Annotated in this window: 22 protein-coding genes; 10 read left to right on the forward strand and 12 right to left on the reverse strand. The window is 68.9% G+C overall.

Features of this window, described 5'->3' with window-relative positions; translation table 11 throughout:
• The first annotated feature begins 75 nt into the window (after window positions 1-75).
• A complete protein-coding gene (locus ABD05_RS03155; protein ID WP_047898919.1) occupies window positions 76-1,212 on the forward strand; it encodes an SGNH/GDSL hydrolase family protein in 1,137 nt (378 codons plus the stop codon).
• Between the two features lie 191 nt (window positions 1,213-1,403).
• Here the strand turns inward: ABD05_RS03155 and ABD05_RS03160 are convergent, their stop codons facing one another.
• The 6 genes from ABD05_RS03160 to pyk all read right to left on the reverse strand — a co-directional run bounded on the left by ABD05_RS03160 (window position 1,404) and on the right by pyk (window position 8,345).
• Window positions 1,404-2,432 (reverse strand): L-threonylcarbamoyladenylate synthase, encoded by a 1,029-nt coding sequence (locus ABD05_RS03160; RefSeq protein ID WP_047898920.1) that lies wholly within the window; start codon window positions 2,430-2,432, stop codon window positions 1,404-1,406.
• A gap of 11 nt (window positions 2,433-2,443) precedes the next feature.
• Window positions 2,444-3,640, reverse strand: coding sequence for a 5-(carboxyamino)imidazole ribonucleotide synthase (locus tag ABD05_RS03165; RefSeq protein ID WP_047898921.1), 1,197 nt, complete (start codon window positions 3,638-3,640; stop codon window positions 2,444-2,446).
• Between the two features lie 80 nt (window positions 3,641-3,720).
• Complete coding sequence (gene purE / locus ABD05_RS03170) at window positions 3,721-4,242, reverse strand: 5-(carboxyamino)imidazole ribonucleotide mutase (RefSeq protein ID WP_006413303.1); 522 nt, start codon at window positions 4,240-4,242, stop codon at window positions 3,721-3,723.
• A gap of 163 nt (window positions 4,243-4,405) precedes the next feature.
• Window positions 4,406-5,296: a phosphoribosylaminoimidazolesuccinocarboxamide synthase gene (locus tag ABD05_RS03175; protein ID WP_027785305.1), complete on the reverse strand. Its 891-nt coding sequence runs from the start codon at window positions 5,294-5,296 to the stop codon at window positions 4,406-4,408.
• Between the two features lie 229 nt (window positions 5,297-5,525).
• Window positions 5,526-6,590, reverse strand: a complete 1,065-nt coding sequence (gene fba / locus ABD05_RS03180) for a class II fructose-bisphosphate aldolase (RefSeq protein WP_047898922.1) — start codon at window positions 6,588-6,590, stop codon at window positions 5,526-5,528.
• 318 nt (window positions 6,591-6,908) lie between these two features.
• Window positions 6,909-8,345: a pyruvate kinase gene (gene pyk, locus ABD05_RS03185; RefSeq protein ID WP_047898923.1), complete on the reverse strand. Its 1,437-nt coding sequence runs from the start codon at window positions 8,343-8,345 to the stop codon at window positions 6,909-6,911.
• Here pyk and ABD05_RS39280 point away from each other — a divergent pair.
• Window positions 8,344-8,472 (forward strand): hypothetical protein, encoded by a 129-nt coding sequence (locus ABD05_RS39280; RefSeq protein WP_261309823.1) that lies wholly within the window; start codon window positions 8,344-8,346, stop codon window positions 8,470-8,472. The two genes, pyk and ABD05_RS39280, sit on opposite strands and share 2 nt — an antisense overlap.
• A 157-nt stretch (window positions 8,473-8,629) precedes the next feature.
• Here ABD05_RS39280 and ABD05_RS03190 read toward each other — a convergent pair whose 3' ends face one another.
• The 3 genes from ABD05_RS03190 to ABD05_RS03200 all read right to left on the reverse strand — a co-directional run bounded on the left by ABD05_RS03190 (window position 8,630) and on the right by ABD05_RS03200 (window position 11,182).
• Window positions 8,630-9,826: a phosphoglycerate kinase gene (locus tag ABD05_RS03190; RefSeq protein ID WP_047898924.1), complete on the reverse strand. Its 1,197-nt coding sequence runs from the start codon at window positions 9,824-9,826 to the stop codon at window positions 8,630-8,632.
• Window positions 9,827-10,106: 280 nt separating this feature from the next.
• Complete coding sequence (locus ABD05_RS03195) at window positions 10,107-10,430, reverse strand: AzlD domain-containing protein (RefSeq protein ID WP_047898925.1); 324 nt, start codon at window positions 10,428-10,430, stop codon at window positions 10,107-10,109.
• The gene (locus ABD05_RS03200; RefSeq protein WP_047898926.1) at window positions 10,427-11,182 is read right to left on the reverse strand and encodes an AzlC family ABC transporter permease; all 756 of its coding nucleotides are present in this window, start codon (window positions 11,180-11,182) and stop codon (window positions 10,427-10,429) included. Before ABD05_RS03200 ends, ABD05_RS03195 begins: the two co-directional genes overlap by 4 nt.
• Before the next feature lie 194 nt (window positions 11,183-11,376).
• Between ABD05_RS03200 and ABD05_RS03205 the strand changes: the two genes are divergently transcribed.
• The 6 genes from ABD05_RS03205 (at window position 11,377) to ABD05_RS03230 (ending at window position 15,936) form a co-directional block, all read left to right on the forward strand.
• Window positions 11,377-12,300, forward strand: coding sequence for a branched-chain amino acid transaminase (locus ABD05_RS03205; RefSeq protein ID WP_047898927.1), 924 nt, complete (start codon window positions 11,377-11,379; stop codon window positions 12,298-12,300).
• A 50-nt stretch (window positions 12,301-12,350) separates the two neighbouring features.
• On the forward strand, window positions 12,351-12,545 hold the full coding sequence (locus ABD05_RS03210) for a zinc-finger domain-containing protein (RefSeq protein ID WP_006749970.1): 195 nt from the start codon (window positions 12,351-12,353) through the stop codon (window positions 12,543-12,545).
• A 139-nt stretch (window positions 12,546-12,684) separates the two neighbouring features.
• Window positions 12,685-13,722, forward strand: a complete 1,038-nt coding sequence (gene waaF, locus ABD05_RS03215) for a lipopolysaccharide heptosyltransferase II (protein ID WP_047898928.1) — start codon at window positions 12,685-12,687, stop codon at window positions 13,720-13,722.
• 115 nt (window positions 13,723-13,837) lie between these two features.
• Window positions 13,838-14,284, forward strand: a complete 447-nt coding sequence (locus tag ABD05_RS03220) for a nuclear transport factor 2 family protein (protein ID WP_034178922.1) — start codon at window positions 13,838-13,840, stop codon at window positions 14,282-14,284.
• A 34-nt stretch (window positions 14,285-14,318) separates the two neighbouring features.
• A complete protein-coding gene (locus tag ABD05_RS03225) occupies window positions 14,319-15,356 on the forward strand; it encodes a hydrolase (protein WP_047901051.1) in 1,038 nt (345 codons plus the stop codon).
• Window positions 15,349-15,936 carry a DUF2946 family protein gene (locus ABD05_RS03230; protein WP_047898929.1) on the forward strand — a complete coding sequence of 196 codons (588 nt, stop codon included), beginning with the start codon at window positions 15,349-15,351 and terminating at the stop codon, window positions 15,934-15,936. The genes ABD05_RS03225 and ABD05_RS03230 overlap by 8 nt, the downstream gene beginning before the upstream one ends.
• 39 nt (window positions 15,937-15,975) lie before the next feature.
• Here the strand turns inward: ABD05_RS03230 and ABD05_RS03235 are convergent, their stop codons facing one another.
• Entirely contained in the window at window positions 15,976-17,670 is a 1,695-nt protein-coding gene (locus tag ABD05_RS03235) for a M48 family metalloprotease (RefSeq protein ID WP_047898930.1), read from the reverse strand.
• Window positions 17,671-17,848: 178 nt separating this feature from the next.
• Here ABD05_RS03235 and moaC point away from each other — a divergent pair, with 178 nt between their 5' ends.
• Together moaC and ABD05_RS03245 are read left to right on the forward strand one after the other, a co-directional pair.
• Window positions 17,849-18,337 carry a cyclic pyranopterin monophosphate synthase MoaC gene (gene moaC / locus ABD05_RS03240; protein WP_047898931.1) on the forward strand — a complete coding sequence of 163 codons (489 nt, stop codon included), beginning with the start codon at window positions 17,849-17,851 and terminating at the stop codon, window positions 18,335-18,337.
• Window positions 18,338-18,435: 98 nt separating this feature from the next.
• A complete protein-coding gene (locus ABD05_RS03245) occupies window positions 18,436-19,662 on the forward strand; it encodes a hypothetical protein (protein WP_047898932.1) in 1,227 nt (408 codons plus the stop codon).
• A 121-nt stretch (window positions 19,663-19,783) separates the two neighbouring features.
• On the opposite strand, the gene ABD05_RS03250 is transcribed toward ABD05_RS03245, so the two are convergent.
• Both ABD05_RS03250 and ABD05_RS03255 read right to left on the reverse strand, forming a co-directional pair.
• Complete coding sequence (locus tag ABD05_RS03250; protein WP_034178929.1) at window positions 19,784-20,134, reverse strand: TonB family protein; 351 nt, start codon at window positions 20,132-20,134, stop codon at window positions 19,784-19,786.
• Between the two features lie 456 nt (window positions 20,135-20,590).
• Window positions 20,591-22,369: a PglL family O-oligosaccharyltransferase gene (locus tag ABD05_RS03255; RefSeq protein WP_047898933.1), complete on the reverse strand. Its 1,779-nt coding sequence runs from the start codon at window positions 22,367-22,369 to the stop codon at window positions 20,591-20,593.
• Window positions 22,370-22,429 lie beyond the last annotated feature (60 nt).

A 22,429-nucleotide genomic window follows, 5' to 3' on the forward strand; every position in this document is an offset into this window, starting at 1 on the left:
CCGCGCAGCCCGGTTCCGAGCAGGCACGCGGCAGATGAGAAACACATCAGGCCATATCTACGAGGAGATCGAACGATGCAGTCACAACAACAATACCCGTCGCATACCCGGCAACGCCTGCTGCGCACCGCGCAGGTCGCGATCGCGGGCGCCGCGCTCGCGCTGCTCGCCGCGTGCGGCGGCGGCGACGACAACAACAGCAGCGCGTCGAACACGCCGCCGTCGGGCGTGAAGATGCAGATCGTGTCGTTCGGCGACAGCCTGTCCGACGCCGGCACCTATTCGCAGATCAAGCTCGGCTTCGGCGGCGGCCGCTTCACGACCAACCCCGGCCAGGTATGGGCGCAGGACGTCGCGCAGTACTACGGCGACACGCTGCAGCCCGCGAACCAGGGCGGCTTCGGCATTCCGCTGCAGGCCACCGGCGGCCTCGGCTACGCGCAGGGCGGCTCGCGCGTGACGCTGCAGCCGGGCATCGGCCACGCTGACGCGAGCGTGCCGAACGCCGACTTCGCGCAAGCGACGACGACGCCGATCGCCGACCAGGTCAAGCAGTACCTGACGCAGCACGGCAGCTTCAACGCAGGCCAGATCGTGCTGGTCAACGGCGGCGCGAACGACATCTTCTACCAGGCGCAGGTCGCGCAGGCGCAAGGCAACACGCCGGCCGCGCAACTCGCGGCGGCGCAGGCGATCGGCCTGGCCGCGCAGCAGCTCGGCGGGATCGTCCAGCAGATCGTCGCGGCTGGCGCAACGCACGTGTTCGTGTCGAACGTGCCGGACATCGGCAGCACGCCGCTCGCGCTGCAGGGCGGCACGCAGGCCGCGTTCACGCAACTGTCGGGGCTGTTCAACAAGACGCTCGCCGGCACGCTGGCCGCGCTGAAGGTCGACACGACGAAGGTCGCGCTGCTCGACACGTTCACGTGGCAGGACGGCATCGCGGCCAACTTCCAGGCGAACGGCTTCAGCGTGTCGAACACCGACACCGCGTGCAACCTGAAGGCGATGGTTCAGGCCGCGACGCAGTATGGCGTCGCGAACGCGACCGCATTCGGCTCGTCGCTGTTCTGCTCGCCGCAGACCTACACGGTCGCGAACGCGGACCAGACCTACATGTTCGCCGACACGGTCCACCCGACGACGCGCCTGCACGCGCTGTTCGCACAGTTCGTGGAGAAGCAGATCGCGGCGACCGGCGTCGGCAAGTAAGCACCGCGTCCGGCCCGCGCAGCTGCTGCGGACCGGACGGCGGATGCTTCGCGCCTGCGAACGCGAACATAAGCGAAAACGCCCGACCGGGTTCACCGGTCGGGCGTTTGTTTTTCCGATCCCGACGCGTTGCACAATGCATGCTCGTCGGCGAGCGACCTACGGCGTCGGAACGTGCCTCGCTGCCGCGCTCACCCCTGCGCTTCGAACGCGGCTGCCGCACGGCCAAGGCGATCGTTGACGGCAATCCATTCGACGGTGTCGGGCAGCTTCTCGACGAGAATGCGCGCGACGTCCGCCCGGTCGAGCGCGCGCAGCATTCCGTAGAGCGCGTGCGCATACGCCTGCGGATCTTCCGGCGCGGCGATGAAATGCACGCCGTCGGCCTGCACCCAGCTTCCCGCGCGCGACGCGCGTGCGACGAGCGCGACGCGCTCGCCGTCGGTTTGCGCGGCCGCGAGCAGCGGCTCGAGCGCATCGAACGGCAGCAGCGCGAGCGGCGTGCGCGGCGCGTAATGGGCCTTCAGCGTGCCCGACGCGCGCGGCGCGGTCGCGTCGCTGCCGTCCGGCAGCCGCGGCGCACGACCGAGTACGTCGGCGATCTGCTGCGGCGTCACGTGGCCCGGGCGCAGCAACGCGGGGAAACCGCGCGACAGGTCGAGGATCGTCGATTCGATGCCGACTTCGGATGCGCCGCCGTCGAGCACGTGCACGGTGTCGCCGAATTCATCGCGCACGTGCTGTGCGGTCGTCGGGCTCACATGGCCGAACCGGTTCGCGGACGGCGCGGCAACGCCGCCGTGCCCGCCGCGCCGCGCGCTGAACGCGGCCAGCAGCGCCTGCGCGACCGGATGCGACGGGCAGCGCAGCCCGACCGAATCCTGGCCGCCGCTCACGGCGTCCGGAATGCGCGCATGGCGCTTCAGGATCAGCGTCAGCGGGCCCGGCCAGAACGCATCGATCAGCGCCTGCGCATCGGCGGGCAGCACGTCGGCCCAGTAGCCGGGATCGCCGCCGGGCGGCAGGTGCACGATCACCGGATGGTTCGCGGGCCGCCCCTTCGCCGCGTAGATGCGCGCGACGGCCTCGGGATTCGCCGCGTCGCCGCCGAGCCCGTAGACGGTTTCGGTCGGGAACGCGACGAGTTGCCCCGCGTCGAGCAGCGCAGCGGCCGCGTCGATCTGCGCGGGCGTCACGGAGTTCGGGAGATCGATGGACATCGGCTGGCGCCTCAGTCGAGCGGCACGCGCAGCAACTGCGCGCACGCGGTGGCCGCGGCGACGGCTTCGTCGCGCGTCTGGGCCGTGAAGTTCACGTGGCCCATCTTGCGGCCGACACGCGCGTCTTCCTTGCCGTACAGGTGCAGGTGCGCAGTCGGCATCGCCGCGACCGTGTCCCACGGCGGCGTGACGGCATCGGCCGCCGCGCCGTTCGGGAACCACACGTCGCCGAGGATGTTCAGCATCGCGGCCGGCGAATGCTGGCGCGGGTTGCCGAGCGGCATGCGCGTCATCGCGCGCACCTGCTGCTCGAACTGGCTCGTTGCGCACGCATCGACCGTGTAGTGGCCGGAGTTGTGCGGGCGCGGCGCCATCTCGTTCGCAACGAACGAGCCGTCTTCCAGCACGAAGAACTCGACGCACAGCACGCCGACGTAGCCGAGCGTATCGGCGATCCGCACGGCCGCCTGCTGCGCCTCTGCGACGCGCGCGGCATCGGCGGCCGGAGCAGGCACCACCGTCAGCGCGAGGATGCCGTTGTGGTGCGCGTTCTGCGCGAGCGGGAATGCGGCCGAGCGGCCGTCCGCGCCGCGCGCGATCAGCGCCGACACTTCGTATTTCAGCGGCAGGCGCTTCTCGAGCACGCACGGCACGCCGCCGAGCGCCGCATGCGCGTCGCGCGCTTCCTGCGCGGTACGCACGCGCACCTGGCCCTTGCCGTCGTAGCCGAGGCGTGCCGTCTTCAGGATGCCCGGCAGCACCGCGTCGAGCGCGGCATCGTCGAGCGCGGCGAGCGCCGCCGACGATTCGATCACGACGTGCGGCGCGACGGGCACGCCCGACGCCTCGATGAAACGCTTCTCCGCGATCCGGTCCTGCGCGACCGCGACGCAGCGGCCGGCCGGCGCGACGAACGTCGTGCGCGCGAGGAAATCGAGGCTCGCGGCCGGCACGTTCTCGAACTCGGTCGACACCGCGTCGCACAGGTCGGCCAGCTCGGCGAGCGCGGCTTCGTCGTCGTAGGCCGCGCGCAGGTGGCGGTCGGCGACCGCGCCGGCGGGGCTCGTCGGATCGGGATCGAGCACGGCGACGCGATAGCCCATCGCCTGGGCGGCAAAGCAGAACATGCGGCCGAGCTGGCCACCGCCGACCATGCCCAGCCACGCGCCGGGCAGGATCGGGGAAACGGAATCAGGAGTTGCGGTCATGTCAGTGGTCGGTCGCGGCGGGCGCTGCCCGCCGCAGTGGGGAGGTCAGGCAGCCGCGACGCGCGGCCGCCGGTGCGCCGTCATTCCAGCGGCGGCAGCACCATCGCGTGCGCGGCTTCGTTCTGGCGCACGCGGAACGCGGCGAGCCGGTTCGCGTAGTCGACCGACGTGCCGGACAGGATCGACACCGCGAACAGCGCGGCATTCGCGGCACCGGCCTCGCCGATCGCGAACGTCGCGACGGGCACGCCCTTCGGCATCTGCACGATCGAGTGCAGCGAATCGACACCCTTCAGATACTTGCTCGCGACCGGCACGCCGAGCACCGGCACCGTGGTTTTCGCGGCCAGCATGCCGGGCAGGTGCGCGGCGCCGCCGGCGCCCGCGATGATCGCGCGCAGCCCGCGCTCGCGCGCCTTCTCCGCGTAGTCGAACATCTCGTCGGGCATCCGGTGCGCGGACACGACCTTCGCTTCGTACGGCACGCCGAATTCCTGCAGGATCGCTACCGCGTGCTTCATCACGTCCCAGTCGGAACTCGAACCCATCAGCACGCCGACGAGCGGCGCGCTGTGCGTGTGGGCAGTCTGGACTTCACTCATTTCGTCATTTCCTGTCGACCAGAGTTAGCGCTTCAGCGCTTACTCCGGTCCCATGCAAAGCGGTCGACCAGAGTTGGCGCTTCAGCGCTTGCTCCGGTCCCATGCAAAGCGGTCGACCCGAGTTAGCGCTTCAGCGCTTGCTCCGGTCCCATGCAAAGCTCGCTCAGGCGAGCGACTGGCCCGTAATGCGCTCGAGCGCTTCCTGGTACTTCGCGGCCGTCTTTTCGACGACGTCGGCCGGCAGCGCCGGCGCCGGCGCCGTCTTGCCCCACGGCTGCGCCTCGAGCCAGTCGCGGACGAACTGCTTGTCGAACGACGGCGGGTTCGTGCCGACTTCGTACTGGTCGGCCGGCCAGAAGCGCGACGAATCGGCCGTCAGCACTTCGTCCATCAGGTACAGCTTGCCGTGGTTGTCGAGGCCGAATTCGAACTTCGTATCGGCGATGATGATGCCGCGCGTCGCCGCGTAATCGGCCGCTTCCTTGTACAGGCGGATCGAGATGTCGCGGATCGTCGCGGCCAGTTCGGTGCCGATGCGGCGCTCGGTTTCCTCGAACGTGATGTTCTCGTCGTGCTCGCCCATCTCGGCCTTCGCGGCCGGCGTGAAGATCGGCTCGGGCAGCTTCTGCGCGTTCTGCAGGCCTTCCGGCAGCTGCACGCCGCACACGGCACCCGACGCCTGGTATTCCTTCCAGCCGCTGCCGGCCAGGTAGCCGCGCACGACCGCTTCGATCATGATCGGCTCGAGGCGCTTGACGACCACCCCACGGCCCTTCACCTGCTCGACCTCGTCGGCCGCGACGACCGCTTCCGGCGCGTCGCCCGTCAGGTGGTTCGGCACGATGTGCGCGAGCTTGTCGAACCAGAAGTTGGCCATCTGGTTCAGCACGCGGCCCTTGTTCGGAATCGGCTCGCCCATCACCACGTCGAATGCCGACAGGCGGTCGGTCGTGACGATCAGGAGCTTGTCGTTGCCGACCGCGTAGTTATCGCGGACCTTGCCGCGACCGAGGAGCGGCAGCGAGCGGAGCGTGGATTCGTAAAGGGTAGACATCGTCTTTTCGCAGATAAGGAGCCAAACAAAAAGGGAAACGCCGTTCCCCGCGGCAGGCGGGAACGGCGGTCTTGCAATACGTCGGCGAGCCGGCCGGGCAACGCCCGGGCGGTTGCCGGCCGGCCCTTGTTCGGCCGGACGGAACGGCTGCCTGGGGCCGGATCAGATCCGGCCTGGCGGCCCGCCCCTGCCAAACGACAGAATCGGGCGGGGCAATCGTACTACAGTCTCAGCGCACGACCTGCGCGAGCGCGCCGGACTTGTACTGCTCGGCGATCTTGTCGAGCGACACCGGCTTGATCTTGCCGGCCTGGCCTTCGCAGCCGAACGCGAGGTAGCGGTCGACGCAGACCTGCTTCGCGGCTTCGCGCGCGGGCTTCAGGTAGTCGCGCGGATCGAACTTGCCCGGGTTCTCGAACAGGTAGCGGCGGATCGCGCCGGTGATTGCGAGGCGCAGGTCGGTGTCGATGTTGATCTTGCGCACGCCGTGCTTGATGCCTTCCTGGATTTCCTCGACCGGCACGCCGTAGGTTTCCTTCATGTCGCCGCCGAATTCGCGGATCTCGGCCAGCAGTTCCTGCGGCACCGACGACGAACCGTGCATCACGAGGTGCGTGTTCGGGATGCGCGCGTGGATTTCCTTGATGCGCTGGATCGACAGGATGTCGCCCGTCGGCTTCTTCGAGAACTTGTACGCGCCGTGCGACGTACCGATCGCGATCGCGAGCGCATCGCACTGCGTGAGCTTCACGAAGTCGGCCGCCTGCTCCGGATCGGTCAGCAGCTGCTCGCGGGTCATCGTGCCTTCCGCGCCGTGGCCGTCTTCCTTGTCGCCCTTCATCGTCTCGAGCGAGCCGAGCACGCCGAGTTCGGCCTCGACCGTCACGCCGATCGAATGCGCCATCTCGACGACCTTGCGCGACACGTCGACGTTGTACTCGTACGACGCGACCGTCTTGCCGTCGGCTTCGAGCGAACCGTCCATCATCACGCTCGTGAAGCCGCTGCGGATCGCGCCCATGCAGACCGCCGGCGACTGGCCGTGATCCTGGTGCATCACGACCGGGATGTGCGGGTACGACTCGACTGCCGCTTCGATCAGGTGGCGCAGGAACGGCTCGCCCGCGTACTTACGCGCGCCTGCTGATGCCTGCATGATCACGGGCGCGCCGACCTGGTCCGCTGCCGCCATGATCGCCTGGACCTGCTCCAGGTTGTTCACGTTGAAGGCCGGCAGGCCGTAACCGTGCTCTGCCGCGTGGTCCAGCAATTGACGCATTGATACGAGAGGCATTGTGGAACTCCTTGGAATGAAAACCGGTGCGCCCTGACGCCGGCGCGGCACTCGCCCCCGTTCGAACCGGGGTGGCACGGCACGGCTGAGCGTCGAATAGCGGCATTTTATCGCGAAGCGCCTCCGATTCCGACCGCCCGGTGGCGCCCACTCGCAATTTGTTACGTTCGCACGGCACAATGCGGGCAAAAAAGAGAAAAAAAGCCGCGCGGGGCTTCGGACCCCGCGCGGCTTTCGCGCGAAAAACGGTGACGGATCGAATTCGACCGACCCGGACCGCCGCCCGCAGGCCGGCCAGGTGCTCGGCGAACGCCCGACTCAGTAGTGCTCGCCGACCCGCACGATCTTCAGCGTGTTGGTGCCGCCCGCCTGCCCCATCGGTTCGCCGACGGTCAGCACGACCATGTCGCCATGCTGCACGTAGCCCTGCTTGACGACGATCTCGAGCGCCGCCTGCAGCGCCGAGTCGCGGTCGCTGTTGAATTCGACATGCAGCGGCGTCACGTTGCGGTACAGCGCCATCGTGCGCTCGCTGCCGACGCGCGGTGTCAGCGCGAAGATCGGCACGTGCGTGTAGTGACGCGACATCCACAGCGCGGTCGCGCCCGATTCGGTCAGCGCGATGATCGCCTTCGCGCCCAGGTGGTACGCGGTGAACAGCGCGCCCATCGCGATCGACTGGTCGATCCGCGTGAACGTGCGATCGAGGAAATCCTTGTCCAGCTCGACGTGTTCCGACTTTTCCGCCTCGACGCACACGGCCGCCATCGTCTCGATCGTGACGACCGGGTACTTGCCGGCGGCCGTCTCGGCCGACAGCATCACCGCGTCGGTGCCGTCCAGCACGGCGTTCGCGACGTCCGACACTTCCGCGCGGGTCGGCACGGGCGCGTAGATCATCGATTCCATCATCTGCGTCGCGGTGATCACGAGCTTGTTCGACTCGCGCGCCATCCGGATCATCCGCTTCTGCAGCGCCGGCACGGCCGCGTTGCCCACTTCCACCGCGAGGTCGCCGCGCGCGACCATGATGCCGTCGGACGCATCGAGGATGCTCTGCAGCGCCGGAATCGCTTCCGCGCGCTCGATCTTCGCGATCATCTTCGGCTTGATGCCGTACGGCGCGCCCGCGATGTTCGCGAGCTGGCGCGCCATTTCCATGTCGGTCGCGTTCTTCGGGAACGACACCGCCACCAGATCCGCGCCGAGCGACATCGCGGTGCGGATGTCTTCCATGTCCTTCGCGGTCAGCGCGGGCGCCGACAGGCCGCCGCCCTGGCGGTTGATCCCCTTGTTGTTCGACAGCTCGCCGCCCACCTTGACGATCGTGTGGATCTCGTCGCCGAGCACGCGCTCGACGGTCAGCACGATCAGGCCGTCGTTCAGCAGCAGCAGGTCGCCCGGCTTCAGGTCACGCGGCAGTTCCTTGTAGTCGAGGCCGACCCGCTCGTCGTTGCCGAGTTCGCAGGCCGCGTCGAGGATGAACGGCTGACCCGGCGTCAGCGTCGTCTTGCCGTTCTCGAACTTGCCGACGCGGATCTTCGGGCCCTGGAGGTCGGCCATGATCGCGATCTCGCGGCCAACCTTGCGGGCGGCCTCGCGCACCATCTCGGCGCGCTGGCGGTGATCGTCGGCCGTGCCGTGCGAAAAATTGAGCCGCACGACGTCGAGGCCCGCCTGCATCATCTGCAGCAGAATCTCCGGCGAACTGGAAGCCGGGCCGATCGTGGCGACTATCTTGGTGGCGCGCTGCATGAAACTCCTCATCTGGATCAAGGTGGATGCGCTGGGTGAAACGCTGCGAGAGCCGGACACGGCGGGCCCAGCGGCGGCCGTTCCGGGGGGCGTGCCGGTGCTTGCGCCCGGCATCGCTTTGTTCTGAATCTCGTGGTGCTGCACGGCCGCGTCGCCGGCGGCCGCCGGTGCGCGCGGGGTGGAGTTCGCCCGCGCGGGCGCGCGTTTGCGCTTGCCCGCGCCGGCCGGCTGCTCCGCTTTCGCGGAGCGCGCGGCCTTCGTCACCCCTGCGCGCGCCGCCACGCTCAGGCCGCCCGCGTTTCGAGCACTTCCACCGCCGGCAGCTTCTTCCCCTCGAGGAACTCGAGGAAGGCGCCGCCGCCCGTCGAGATGTAGCTGACCTGGTCGTGGATGCCGTACTTCGCGATGGCCGCGAGCGTGTCGCCGCCGCCCGCGATCGAGAACGCGGACGATTTGGCGATCGCTTCGGCGAGCGTCCTGGTGCCGTTGCCGAACTGGTCGAACTCGAACACGCCGACCGGGCCGTTCCACACGATCGTGCCGGCCTTCTCGAGCTGGCTCGCGAGCGCCTTGGCCGTATCGGGGCCGATGTCGAGGATCATGTCGTCCGCTTCGATGTCGGCGACCTGCTTCACCGTGGCCGCGGCCGTCGGCGAGAATTCCTTGGCCGTCACGACGTCGCTCGGGATCGGCACCGACGCGCCGCGCTCGCGCGCTTCGTCGATGATCGCCTTCGCCTCGTTGACGAGGTCGGCTTCCGCGAGCGACTTGCCGATCGACAGACCGGCCGCAAGCATGAACGTGTTCGCGATGCCGCCGCCGACGATCAACTGGTCGACCTTGCCGGCCAGCGACTTCAGGATCGTCAGCTTGGTCGACACCTTCGAGCCGGCGACGATCGCCACCAGCGGGCGCGCCGGGTTGCCGAGCGCCTTGCCGAGCGCATCGAGTTCGGCGGCCAGCAGCGGGCCCGCGCACGCGACCGGCGCGTACTTCGCGATCCCGTGCGTGGTCGCTTCCGCGCGGTGCGCGGTGCCGAACGCGTCGTTCACGTACACGTCGCAGAGCTTCGCCATCTTTTGCGCGAGCTCGTCCGAATTCTTCTTCTCGCCCTTGTTCACGCGGCAGTTCTCGAGCAGCACGACCTGGCCCGGCGCGACGTTCACGCCGTTCTCGACCCAGTTCGACACGAGCGGCACGTCGCGGCCGAGCAGCTCGGCGAGACGCTTCGCGACCGGCGCGAGCGAGTCTTCCGGCTTGAATTCGCCTTCGGTCGGACGGCCGAGGTGCGACGTGACCATCACGGCCGCGCCGGCGTCGAGCGCGGCCTGGATGGCCGGCACGGACGCGCGCACGCGCGTGTCCTCGGTGATGTTGCCCTGATCGTCCTGCGGGACGTTCAGGTCGGCGCGGATGAACACCCGCTTGCCGGCGAGCTGGCCGGCGGCGATCAGGTCGGTAAGACGCTTGACTTGGCTCATGTTGAACAGATTGAAGTAGTGGATGGGGAAAGGGGGTTCACGCTGGACGTGCGCGGGCTGCCGCGAAAGGGCGCCGGATGCGGCCGTGGCTGGCGGTTCGCATGACGCGCACGGGTAAAAAATCTCGAACGGGCATTCTAGCCGATCCACCCGGCAGACTGACCCGTGCGGCGGCGAATTCCGCCTATTTGGGATCGCGCGCGGCAACGCACATATTGCTGCAACGCAGCAATGCACGCGCACGCGCGGCCGGCGCCCGGCAGGCCGGAACGGCGGCCCATCAGAAGATCACGCGCAGCGCGGTGAACACGAGCATCCCGACGACGATCGTGCCGAGCATGCTGCGCCGCCACAAAAACCAGCCGAGGCCGGCGAGCGCCGCGTAGAACGGATAGTTGGACAGCGCGAACGACAGCCCGGCCGGCGTTTCGAGCACGTCGGGCAGCACGACGGCGACGAGCGCGGCGGCCGGCGCGTAGCGCAGCGCGCGCTGTACGCGTTCGGGCAGCACGGTGCGCTCGCCGCCGATCAGGAACAGCGCGCGCGTGACGGCCGTGACGATCGTCATCCCGATGATGACGATCCAGATCTCCGTCGCGCTCATTCGATTTCCTTTTCGTGCACGGTTTCGGTGCGGATGCGCCGCCAGTCGGCCCGTTCGACGAAGAAATCGGCCATGCTGCCGGCCGCGAGCGCGGCCAGCACCGCGAGCGGCAGCGCGAGCCGGTACGGCAGGTCGAACGCGACGAGCGCCACGATGCCCGCGACCGCGACGGCCGCGAGCGTCGAGCGGTTCGCGACCGCCGACACCATGATCGGGATCAGCGCGAGCGTGCCGGCCAGTTCCAGCCCCCAGCTCGCGGGAAAGAAGCTCGCGAGCAGGATGCCGGCGAGCGACGACACCTGCCACGACAGCCAGCTCGCGAGCGCCATCCCCCAGAAATACGCTTCCTTGCCCGGCACGTGGCCGTTCGCGAAGCCCTGTTTCTGGAACAGCAGGTAGATCACGTCGCCGTTGAAATAGCCGATCGCGAGGCGCCGCCACAGCGGCAGGTAGGAAAAATGGGGAGCCAGCCCGGCGCTGAAGATCACGAAGCGCGTGTTGACCATCGCGGCCGTGAGCAGCACGGTCCAGATCGGCAGCTTCGCGGCGAGGAGCGGCAGCACCGCGAGCTGCGACGAGCCCGCGTAGACGAGCAGCGACATCGCGCTCGCCTGCCCGAGCGTCATGACCGACTTGCTCATCGCGATGCCGGTGACGAGCCCCCAGGAGAGGATCGCCATCAGTGTCGGGGAATAGTCGCGCGCGCCCTGGATCAGCGCGAAGCGGTCGGTGGCGGACAATCGAGCGAGCATGGGAAAGCGGGCCGCAGCGGGCGGTTCGTCGGGACGCCGGCGCCTCCTGCCGGCACGACCCGTCGTTATTGGAATCGGTACCGGGCGATTATAGCGCCGGCCCCACGCCCGCCGACCGGATCGTCGCCAAATGACGCTAAAATAAGCGTCTTTCCGGCTCAACGCTGCACACAACCGCATCCCAGGAGAATCCTATGTCAATGGCCGACCGCGACGGCAAGATCTGGATGGACGGCAAGCTGATCGACTGGCGCGACGCCAAGATCCACGTCCTGACCCATACGCTGCATTACGGCATGGGCGTCTTCGAGGGCGTGCGCGCGTACAAGACGGCCGACGGCAGCACCGCGATCTTCCGCCTGCGCGAGCACACGAAACGTCTGCTGAATTCCGCGAAGATCTTCCAGATGGACGTGCCGTTCGACCGGGAAACGCTCGAAGCCGCGCAACTCGAAGTCGTGCGCGAGAACAAGCTCGAGTCGTGCTACCTGCGCCCGATCATCTGGGTCGGCTCGGAAAAACTCGGCGTGTCGGCGAAGGGCAACACGATCCACGTCGCGATCGCCGCATGGCCGTGGGGCGCGTACCTCGGCGAGGAAGGCCTCGCGAAGGGCATCCGCGTGAAGACGTCGTCGTTCACGCGCCACCACGTGAACGTGTCGATGGTGCGCGCGAAGGCGTCGGGCTGGTACGTGAACTCGATCCTGGCGAACCAGGAAGCGACGGCCGACGGCTACGACGAAGCGCTGCTGCTCGACGTCGACGGCTACGTGTCGGAAGGCTCCGGCGAGAACTTCTTCCTCGTGAACAACGGCAAGCTGTACACGCCCGACCTGTCGTCGTGCCTCGACGGCATCACGCGCGACACCGTCATCACGCTCGCGAAGGACGCCGGCATCGAGGTGATCGAAAAGCGCATCACGCGCGACGAGGTCTACACGGCCGACGAAGCGTTCTTCACCGGCACGGCCGCCGAAGTCACGCCGATCCGCGAGCTCGACAACCGCACGATCGGCAGCGGCGCGCGCGGCCCCGTCACGGAAAAGCTCCAGTCGGCGTTTTTCGATATCGTGTCCGGCAAGAACGCGAAGTACGCGCACTGGCTGACGAAGGTCTGAGCGCGCCGCGCCACCGACCGCCCCACAAAAGAGTGATAAGAGAAAGTCTCATGAGTGAAATCAAGGAAATGCCGCTGGTCGAGCTGACGGCCAAGGATCTTCCCGCCTACTGCCCGAACCCGGCCATGGCGCGCTGGAGCGCGCACCCGCGTGTCTTCATCGACGTCTCGCACGGCGAGGCACGCTGCCCGTACTGCGGCACGCGCTACAAGCTGCGCGACGGCGAGGTCGTCAAGGGCCACTGAGCCCGGGCGGCCGGGCCCGCGGGCCCGCCACTCGCGAGGCGGCGCAGCCGGATGCCCGGCGCGCCGCCCTTCCCCATTCTGGCAACCCGAACGCGGCGCCCGCGCGCCGTGCTTCATTACGACATCGGAAGTCCACCTGATGCGTCGAGCGCTGGTTATCGCACCGAACTGGATCGGTGACGCATTGATGGCGCAGCCGCTTTTTGCGCTGCTGAAGAAGCTCCATCCCCGCATCGCGATCGATGCCGTCGCGCCCTCGTGGGTCGCGCCGGTGCTCGAGCGGATGCCCGAGATCCACGATGTCTACGCGACCGATCTCGCGCACGGCAAGCTGCAGTTGCTGCGCCGCTGGCAGCTCGCGAGCGACCTGCGCGACGTCGGTTACGACGCGGCGTACGTGCTGCCGAATTCGCTGAAGTCCGCGGTGATCCCGTGGCTCGCGAACATCCCGCTGCGGATCGGCTACACGGGCGAGCACCGCTACGGGCTGTTGAACGTGCGGCACGCGAACCCGACCAAGTCGGGCGAGCGGCCGCCGATGACGACGCACTACGCGGCGCTCGCGTACGCGCCGGGCGCGAAGCTGCCCGAATCGATGAAGACGCTGCCGGCGCCGCGCCTCGACGCCGACCTGAACGAGACGGCGCGCGTGTCCGCGCGCTTCAATCTCGATACGCGCAAGCCGCTCGTCGTGTTCTGCCCGGGCGCCGAATACGGCCCGGCCAAGCGCTGGCCGCCCGAGCACTTCGCAACGCTCGCGACGATCGTGCACCAGTCGTTCCCGTACACGCAGATCGTCGCGCTCGGCTCGCAGAAGGACGCCGCGGCCGCGCAGGCGATCGCCGACCACGCGCCGAACGTGCGCAACCTGTGCGGGCAGACGTCGCTGTCCGAGGCGTGCGCGCTGATCGCGCGCGCGAACGCGGTCGTCACCAACGATTCGGGGCTGATGCACGTCGCCGCCGCGCTGCGCCGGCCGCTCGTCGCGCTGTACGGATCGACCGATCCGCGCCACACCCCTCCGCTGTCGGACCTGGCGAAGGTACAATGGCTGCATCTCGAATGCAGTCCCTGCTTCGAACGCGAGTGCCCGCTCGGCCACCTGAAGTGCCTGCGCGAACTCGGTCCCGAGCAGGTATTCGGCGATTTGCGCGGCATGCTCGTCGGGCAACGCTGACCCTGGCCGGCAGCGTCGCACGGCGCGCCGGGCAATCCGATTCACCGGTGTGCGGCGGCCCCATCCGGGCCGCCGTGCTGAATACGGCGCGCGACGCGCGCGAGAGACAACCCCGATGCCACGTTTTGCCCGCCTCTTCGAAGCCGCTGCCGATACGCTGAACGCCTACTACCAGGCCGTCGCCGATGCCAATCTCGACGCGCTGCTGGCGTTGTGGATCGACGAGGATTTCGCCAGCTGCGTGTGGGCGGACGGCGAGCATCTGCACGGCCTCGACCAGATCCGCAGCGGGCTCGCCAACCGGCTCGCGACGCGCCCGGTGACGATCGAACCGCTCGACATCCGCGTCTACGACAGCCTCGGCACGGTCGTCTACACGATCGCCGAAGCGCATCAGCAGGCCGACCTGACGGCCGAACCCGACATGGTTTTCGCGACGTACGTGATGATTCACGAACGCGGCGAGTGGCGCATCGCGCACATCCACGCGAGCCCGATTCCTGAACAAGCGGCCGGGCAGTTCGCCGCGAAGATCCGTCATGGGCAGGGCCCGCTGCACTGACGAAAAGACGAAGCAACGCATACGCGGGGCGATCATGAGTACGGCTTCTCCGCCCACCTCGCCGCTCGCCGGGGCTCCGGCCCCGGACGACGACACACTGCGCTATCACGCGCCACGCTGGCTGCCGAACAGCCATGCGCAAACCATCGTGCCCGCGCTGTTCGCGCGACGACCGGCCGTCGCATACCGGCGCGAGCGATGGGAAACCCCCGATCACGACTTCATCGATCTCGACTGGGTCGCGCATCTCGACAGCGCGGCGCCGCCGCCCGATGCACCGCTGTTCGTGCTGTTCCATGGCCTCGAAGGCAGCTCGGGCTCGCACTACGCGCTCGCGATGATGGCCGCCGCGCGCGCGAAGGGCTGGCACGCCGTCGTGCCGCACTTTCGCAGTTGCAGCGGCGAGATCAACCGCCAGCCGCGCTTCTATCATCTCGCCGACAGCGCCGAGGTCGACTGGATCCTGCGCCGGCTCGCCGCGCAGCATCGCGGGCCGCTGGTTGCAGCCGGCGTGTCGCTCGGCGGCAACGTGCTGCTGCGCTGGCTCGGCGAGCATCGCAGCGACACGTCGATCCTGCGGGCGGCCGCCGCGATCTCGACGCCGATCGACGTGCATGCTGGCGGCCGCGCGCTGTCGCAGGGGTTCGCGATGATCTATACGCGCAGCTTCCTGAAGACGCTCAAGCGCAAGGCGCTTGCGAAGCTCGACCAGTATCCGGGGCTGTTCGACCGCGACGCGATGCTGGAGGCCGTGACGATGCGCGACTTCGACGAGGCCGTGACCGCGCCGCTTCACGGTTTCGCGGACGCCGACGACTACTGGACGAAGGCGACGACGCGGCCGCTGCTGCCCGCGATCGACGTGCCGACGTTGATCCTCAACGCCCGCAACGACCCGTTCCTGCCCGAATCGGCGCTACCGGGCCCGGCCGACGTATCGCCGGCCGTCGAGCTCGACCAGCCCGCGGCCGGCGGGCACGCGGGATTCATGACCGGGCCGTTCCCCGGCCGCCTCGACTGGCTGTCGGCGCGGGTGTTCGGCTATTGCTCGAAATTCGTCGACCATGGATGACATCGTCAGGCAGGCGCTCGCCAAATGGCCGAACGTGCCGCACTGCACCGGCTGGCTGCTGCTCGACCGGCGCGGCGAATGGCGGCTGCGCGACGACGCGGCGCAGGCGGCCGGCGAGCTCGGCTCGCCGGTCCGGCATGCGGCGCTGAACGCGTTCATCGGCCGCAACTACGCATGCGACGCGCAGGGCCAGTGGTTCTTCCAGAACGGGCCGCAGCGCGTGTACGTCGAGCTCGCCTATACGCCGTGGGTCGTCCGGCTCGCCGAGCGCGACGGGCAGCTCACGCTCGCCGACCAGACAGGCGCACCGTTCGAACCGGACGAAGCCTGGCTCGACGATGGAGGCGGCGTGCTGTTTCGCGATGCGGGCGCGCCGCCGCGCATCGCGGCGCTGCACGATCACGACCTCGGGCTGTTCGCCGATCACGCGGACTTCGACGCCGCGCCGCCCGTGCTGCGCTGGCGCGACGGCCGCGCGCTGCCGCTCGGCCACATCGTGTGCGCGGACGTGCCCGCGCGGTTCGGCTACGTCGCGAGTCCGGCGCGACAGGCACGCGACGCGGCCGACAGCGGCAACTGACCCGCAACCGCCCCGGCCGCGTTCGCCGCGCGCCGGCCGCTACCCGCGGCCGTTCTTCTCGTCCTCGCGCTCTTCCTTGTAGCGCGCCTCGAATTCCAGCAGCCGCGCGCCGATGATCGACTGCTCGTAGAACGACACGTCCTTCGCATCGCGCGCTTCCTTCAACTGGCGGATCGCCGACGGCCATGCGCCGTCGAGCGCGAATTTCTCGGCGAGCGCGCGGCGCCGCGCGAGCACGTCGCCTTTGCCGTCGCTCGCCTTCGCGAGGTAGTCCCACCAGTCCGGCTGCTCGGGATCGGCCTTCGCCTGCGCGCGTGCGAGCGCCTGCGCGTCGGCGAAGCGGCGCGCGGCGATCAGCGCCTGCAGGTGCGCGACGATCGCCGCGTGCGACGCCGGCCAGCGCCGCTGCGCGAGCGCCGCGAGCCGCACCGCATCGTCGGTCCGGCCCGCACGCCGCGCGATGTCGGCGGCCAGCACGTCGAGGCTCGGCGAACTGGTCGCCGGGTCGCCCTCACGCCGCTCGCGCGCATCGAACGCGCCGAGCGCCGATGCGAGCGCCTTGTCCGCCGCGTCGTACTGGCCGAGCAGCGTGTTCGCGAGCGCGACGCCGTACCAGTTCGCGGCGACGTTCGGTGCCGTGCGATCGTCGATCTCGAGCTGCATCCGGCGCGCCTCGGCCGAGATGTCGGTGGGCGCACGGTTCTGCAGGACGCGCAGCCGCGCGCGCACGAACCCGTATTCGGCCGACTGGCGCGGCTGCCGGTACGGCGCGCGGCGCGCGCGATCCTCCATGTCGGCGATCCGCTCGCCGGTCAGCGGGTGCGTGCGCGCATAGGCCGGTACGCCCGCATCGCCCATCGACGCGCGGTCGAGCCGCTCGAAGAAGCCCGGCATCCCGTACGGGTCGTAGCCCGCGCCGGCGAGCAACTGGAAGCCGACGCGATCGGCCTCGCGCTCGGCCGAACGCGAGAAGCGCAGCTGGTTGTCGACCGCATACGCCTGCCCGCCCACCGCGATCGCGCTGCCGAGATCGCCGCTTCTCGCGAGCACGCCGGCCAGCACGCCGAGCAGCATCGTCGCGAGCGCCGTGTAGCCGGTCTTCTCGCTTGCGCCGATCATCCGCGCGATGTGCCGCTGCAGCACGTGGCCCATCTCGTGGCCGACCACCGACGCGAGCTCCGATTCCGTCTGCGTCGTCACGACGAGCCCGCTGTTGATCCCGATGAAACCGCCCGGCATCGAGAATGCGTTGATCTGCGAATCGCGCACCGGGAACAGGTCGAAGTCCGGCATGTAGCCGCCGATATAGCGTGCGGCCGCCGCGGCCGCGAGGCGCGCCGCCATCGCGTTCAGGTAGTCGCGCACGAGCCAGTCGTCGAGATAGTCGGGGTCGCGCCGCACTTCGCGCATCACGCGCTCGCCGAGCCGGCGCTCGGCCCGCGGCGTCAACGAACCGCCGGAGCCGTCGCCGAGGTCGGGCAGCTCGAGTGCGCGCAACGGCGCGCGCAGGCTCGCGGCCGGCGCCGACACGCCGCCGGTGCCCGCAAACCGGCTCTCCGCGCCGCCGTACGTACCGAACACGCCGGTCGCGATGCCGGCCGGCACGGTCGAAATCGACGGGGAATCGCCGGCCGCCGGCTCGAGCGGCGGCGCGGACGCGCTCTGCGCATGGCCGCTCGGCGGCAACGCGAGCGCGACCGACAGCGACACGGCAAGCAACTGTTTGACACGCATGGCAGGATGAAAACGACGCCGTCCCGCGCGCCGGGCGCGCATCGCGGCGTTTGGTCTGAATATTCGGGTCATTGTACCGGCGGCGGCGCGACTGTCTCGTACCGCGCATGCGTCATCTGCGCTCCCGGCGACGCGAACGCCACTGCTATGATAAGCGCCCGTTGAGACGGAGCATGACATGTCAGGACTCACCCATTTCGATGCCGCCGGCCATGCGCACATGGTCGACGTCGGCGGCAAGCAGGAAACCCGGCGCATCGCGATCGCGCGCGGCACGATCCGGATGCTGCCGGCCACGTTCGCGCTGATCCGCGACGGCAAGGCGAAGAAAGGCGACGTGCTCGGCGTCGCGCGCATCGCGGCCATCCAGGGCGCAAAGCGCACCGCCGACCTCATTCCGCTGTGCCACCCGCTTGCGCTGACGCGCGTGGCCGTCGACTTCGAACTCGACGATGCGCTGCCGGGCGTGCACTGCGCCGTGCAAGTCGAGACGTTCGGCCGGACCGGCGTCGAGATGGAAGCGCTGACCGCCGTGCAGGTCGGGCTGCTGACCGTCTACGACATGTGCAAGGCCGTCGATCGCGGGATGGTGATCACCGACGTGAGCGTGCGGGAAAAGCGCGGCGGGAAGTCGGGGGACTGGAAAGCGGAAGACGTCGCGGGTTGAAGCGCCCGCCGCTGCGCACGTGCGCGCAGATCGCGGAGAATCGTCGGCCGTAACGATTCCCCGTTCGAACGATAGAGAATCAGAACAACAAGTCATCGATGAAGAACACCACGCTGAAGTACGCCGCGCCGCTGCTGTGCGCGCTCTCCCTGCTGCCGGCCGTCGCATCGGCCGCCGGCGCGTGCCCCGCCGCCGACACCGCCGGGCGCGCGGCAATCGACGCGCAGCACCGCGTGCAACAGGTCCGCAATCCGCAAGGCGACGGTGGCGGCAACGTCGACATCTCGCCGCCGCTGCGCGACGCGCTTCGCGTGTACAAGCAGGCGCTCGTCGGCGCGATCGACGCGCGGCTCGCGTGCAGCGACGAGCACGTCGAACCGGCTGCACTGAAACGCACGCTCGCGGCCGCGCTCGGCGTGCCGGCTCAATCTGCCCAATCGACCCGATCGGCCGCGCTGAAAAACGGCGAATCGGCGTTCGGCCGCAATCCGGACGTCGACGTCGAACGCGGCGGCACGTCCCGCCCGCTTCTCTTCGTGCGCGCCGGCTTCGACATCGCGTGCGGCGACGACAACCTGCTCACCGCATATGCATGGGAAAACGGCGGCTGGCGGCGCGTGCTGCGCTGGCAGTCCGACGATTACAAGGACATCGGCGGCGCCTACGGCGGCGGCTTCTGGTTCTCGGCGCTGCCCGGCGGGCAGGTCGCGGTCGTGCACGGCACGCCGTGGTGCTCGTCGCGCTGGAGCCGGTTCGGCGCGGACGTCCTTGCACCGGCAAACGGCCCGACCGCGCAACGCACGCTGTTCCATACCGAACACGGCTACGTGATCGACGACGACGCGATCCGCTTCAAGGTGCGCCCCGACGGCTTCGAACTGCGCACGACGGTCGGCTCGATCGACAGCGAAGTCATGACTCGGCCGGGCATCTTTCGCTACCGCGTCGACGGCGACACCGTGCAGCGCGTGCAGCCCGCGGCGCTCAACGGCCGCGATTTCGTCGACGAATGGCTGAAGGTGGACGATGCGCTTGCGCGCGAATGGAGCGAGCCCGCCGCCGCAGCGGCCGCGCTGAAAGCCCGGCAAGCGTACAACGCGGAAAGCAAGGCGCCCGACACCGGCTTCGCGTACGGCCCCGTGCGCGGCTGCTCGGACAGCAAGGACCGCTTTCAGGTCGAGCTGGATCTGACGGGCAAGAGCGGGGAAACCGTCGCGCGGCGCTATGCGCTGATTCGCCAGGAGCGCAACGGATTCACGATGCTCGGGCTGCGCAATTCGGCCGAACAGGCCTGCCGCGGCGCGAACCTGATGCCGCAACACTGAACATCGGGCACGCGCGGCGCAATGACCGCGCGTATCGACTTTCGACGGCCGCGCTAAACGGTACGGCCGGACGGAGACAAAACCGGCCGGAAAGCGGCGCGCAAGGCGCGCCATCCGCGCATCACTCGCCGCGTCGCGGCTCGAACACGAACGGCTGGGTCAGCAGGAACGGATTCGCGGTCGCGCCCGTCTGCGCGCAGGTCGCGTGCGTCATCGCGTCGACCGCCGCGCGATCGGCCGCCGCATTGCGGCTGCTCGTCGTCACGGTGACGTTCTGCGCTTCGCCGGACGTCGTCATCAGCGCACGCACGAGCACGGTCGCCGGACGCGTGAGCGGCTTCGCGGTGTCCGGATAGACGGCGCGCGGAATGTGGCAGGTCAGCTTGCTTTCCTGCGACGACGACAGCATCGCGCAGCCGGAAAACAGCATCGCGACGGCGGGCAGGATCAGGTAGGTCGAGCGAATAGCCATGGTCGAATATCGTTCTTCAGCACTGTTCTGGACGAACGCGCCGCGCACCGGAAGACCTCGCCTCCGCATCACGCGCGTCGCACTGCGCCGCGGCCATCGGACCGGCGCCCCGTTACGGCCGCACGGCCGATCGATGCTCGGCCGCGATCCTGCCTGACGGGCTTCCCGGATAGCCGGGGTGTGGCAACTGTTCGCGCCGGCCCCGAGCCCCACGCGGGCCGGCATACGAGCGCTTGCGCGCATTGTGCACGCGCCACCCGGCCAGCGGCGCCGATTTGACAATGATTGACGCGAATCGACGCGCCTTTGGCCGGAATCCGCTCGATTCACGAGGTAATCGACGCCCGGCCGAGTTCGCACGGTTCACGCAGGGCCGATCTGCCCGACGGCTAACCCCGTCGCGCATCGCTGCGCGGCAAACGCCGGAATTCCCCGTTCCGGCGGCCGCTGCGCGTTTTAATCCGAGTCGTCGTCGTCCGAGTCGTCGGCCGCATCGGCCGGCACTTCGCCGTACTTCGCGACGACGGCCGCCTTGAACGTCTTCAGCGCCGGCTGCTGGTCGCACAGCTTGTACAGCAGGGCCAGTTGTTGCGGCCAGTCCTTCAGCTCCTTCGCGAACACATGCAGGCGCGCGACGGTATCGAGCGCATCGGCTTCGCGGCCCACCAGCGCCTGCAGCGCCGCATAGCGGCGCAGCACCGTCTCGCCGGGCAGCAGCGCGATCGCGCGCTCATGGGCGACGAGCTTGGCCGGCAGGTCTTCCGGCGAAATCGCCAGCAGCGTCGCCGCGCCGTAATCGCCCCACGCGCCGAACAGCAGCGACGGCGCGTCGCGATACTGCGCGGCCGGGTCGTTGCCGTAATACAGCACTTCCGCGCGCTGGTAGTCACGCAGCACGGGCACCGCCGCCAGCACGCCGCCGAACGACAGCACCGCGAACAGCCCGAACGCCGCGCGACCCCGCAGGATGCGCAGCGGCTTCACGTCGAGCAACCCGATCACGAACATCGCCGGCAGCAGGAAGAACATGTACTGCTGCGGATACTCGACGAGCGCATGCATCAGCAGGATGCCGATCAGCGCGAAGCCGAACACGCGCGTGCTCGACTGCGGCGCGCGCAGCGCACGCACGAACCACATCACGAGCGTGACGACGAGCACGCCAAGGCCGGCGAGACCGGACTTCGCGAGCAGGTCGATGAAGATGTCGTGCGAGTTGTTCGCGATCTCGACGCCCCCCATCGTGCGCACGAGCGCAAACTGGTGCGACGGGAATTCGCCCCAGCCGACGCCGAGCAGCGGATGCTCGCGGAACATCGCGAGCCCGTACTTCCACAGCGCGAGGCGCGGCGCGATCTGCCCCGCGTCGCGCATCCGGTCGGCCGCCGACTCCGCGAGATTCAGGTGATAGTGCACGTTGGCCCAGCGCACCGCGACGTTCACCGCGATGAACGCGACCGCGAGCACGACCGGCATCAGCCACGCACGCATATTGCCCGGCGCGCGGCGCGATTCGAGCCACGCCATCCAGAAGCCCGCGACGACCATCACCGCAACCTGCAGCCACGGCCCGCGCGACACCGTCAGCGCGAGACCGACCGACAGCACGATCGACAGCACGAACCACGCCCATACCGCGAGCCTGCGCGTCTGCACGAGATACAGCGCGCCCGCGAGCGCGAACGCGATGTAGGTGGCCAGATGGTTCGCCTGCGCCATGTTGCCGTACGGGCGGCGATCGACCGCGACGTTGTACATCACGACGAACGGCGATACGGCCGACTCGAGGTGGAACAACTGCACGATCTGCGTTCCGACCGCGAACACGCCGCCGACGAGCAGCGCACCGGCCATCATCCGCGAGACGATTTCGGCCAACCCGTCGCGCGCGAGCGCGTAGCCGGCCTGCATCGCGACCAGCGCGGCGGCGAGATAACCGACCGCCAGCCAGTTCATCGACGGTACCTTGAGCTGCATCAGCGCAACCTGCGCGATCAGCACCACGGCGAACCCGAGCGGCACGACGAACGCGGCCGGCGCGGCAAACGGCTCGGCCGCACGGCCCGTCCGCGCGAGCAGGACGACCGACAGCCCCACCAGCAGATACAACACCAGCGCGGAAAACTCGGAATAGAAGGTCGGGATCGGATACGTGTGATTCGTGATCGCATACGGCACGATCAGGGCGACAGCCAGCGCAACGAGCGACAACGAACGGGAAAAAGTAGAAGGCATGAGCGAACCGGATGTCAGCAACCGGCGCACTATACAAAACTTTCCCCCCTCTGTGCGGGG

The sequence above is a fragment of the Burkholderia pyrrocinia genome (assembly GCF_001028665.1).
Taxonomy (GTDB): Bacteria; Pseudomonadota; Gammaproteobacteria; order Burkholderiales; family Burkholderiaceae; genus Burkholderia; species Burkholderia pyrrocinia.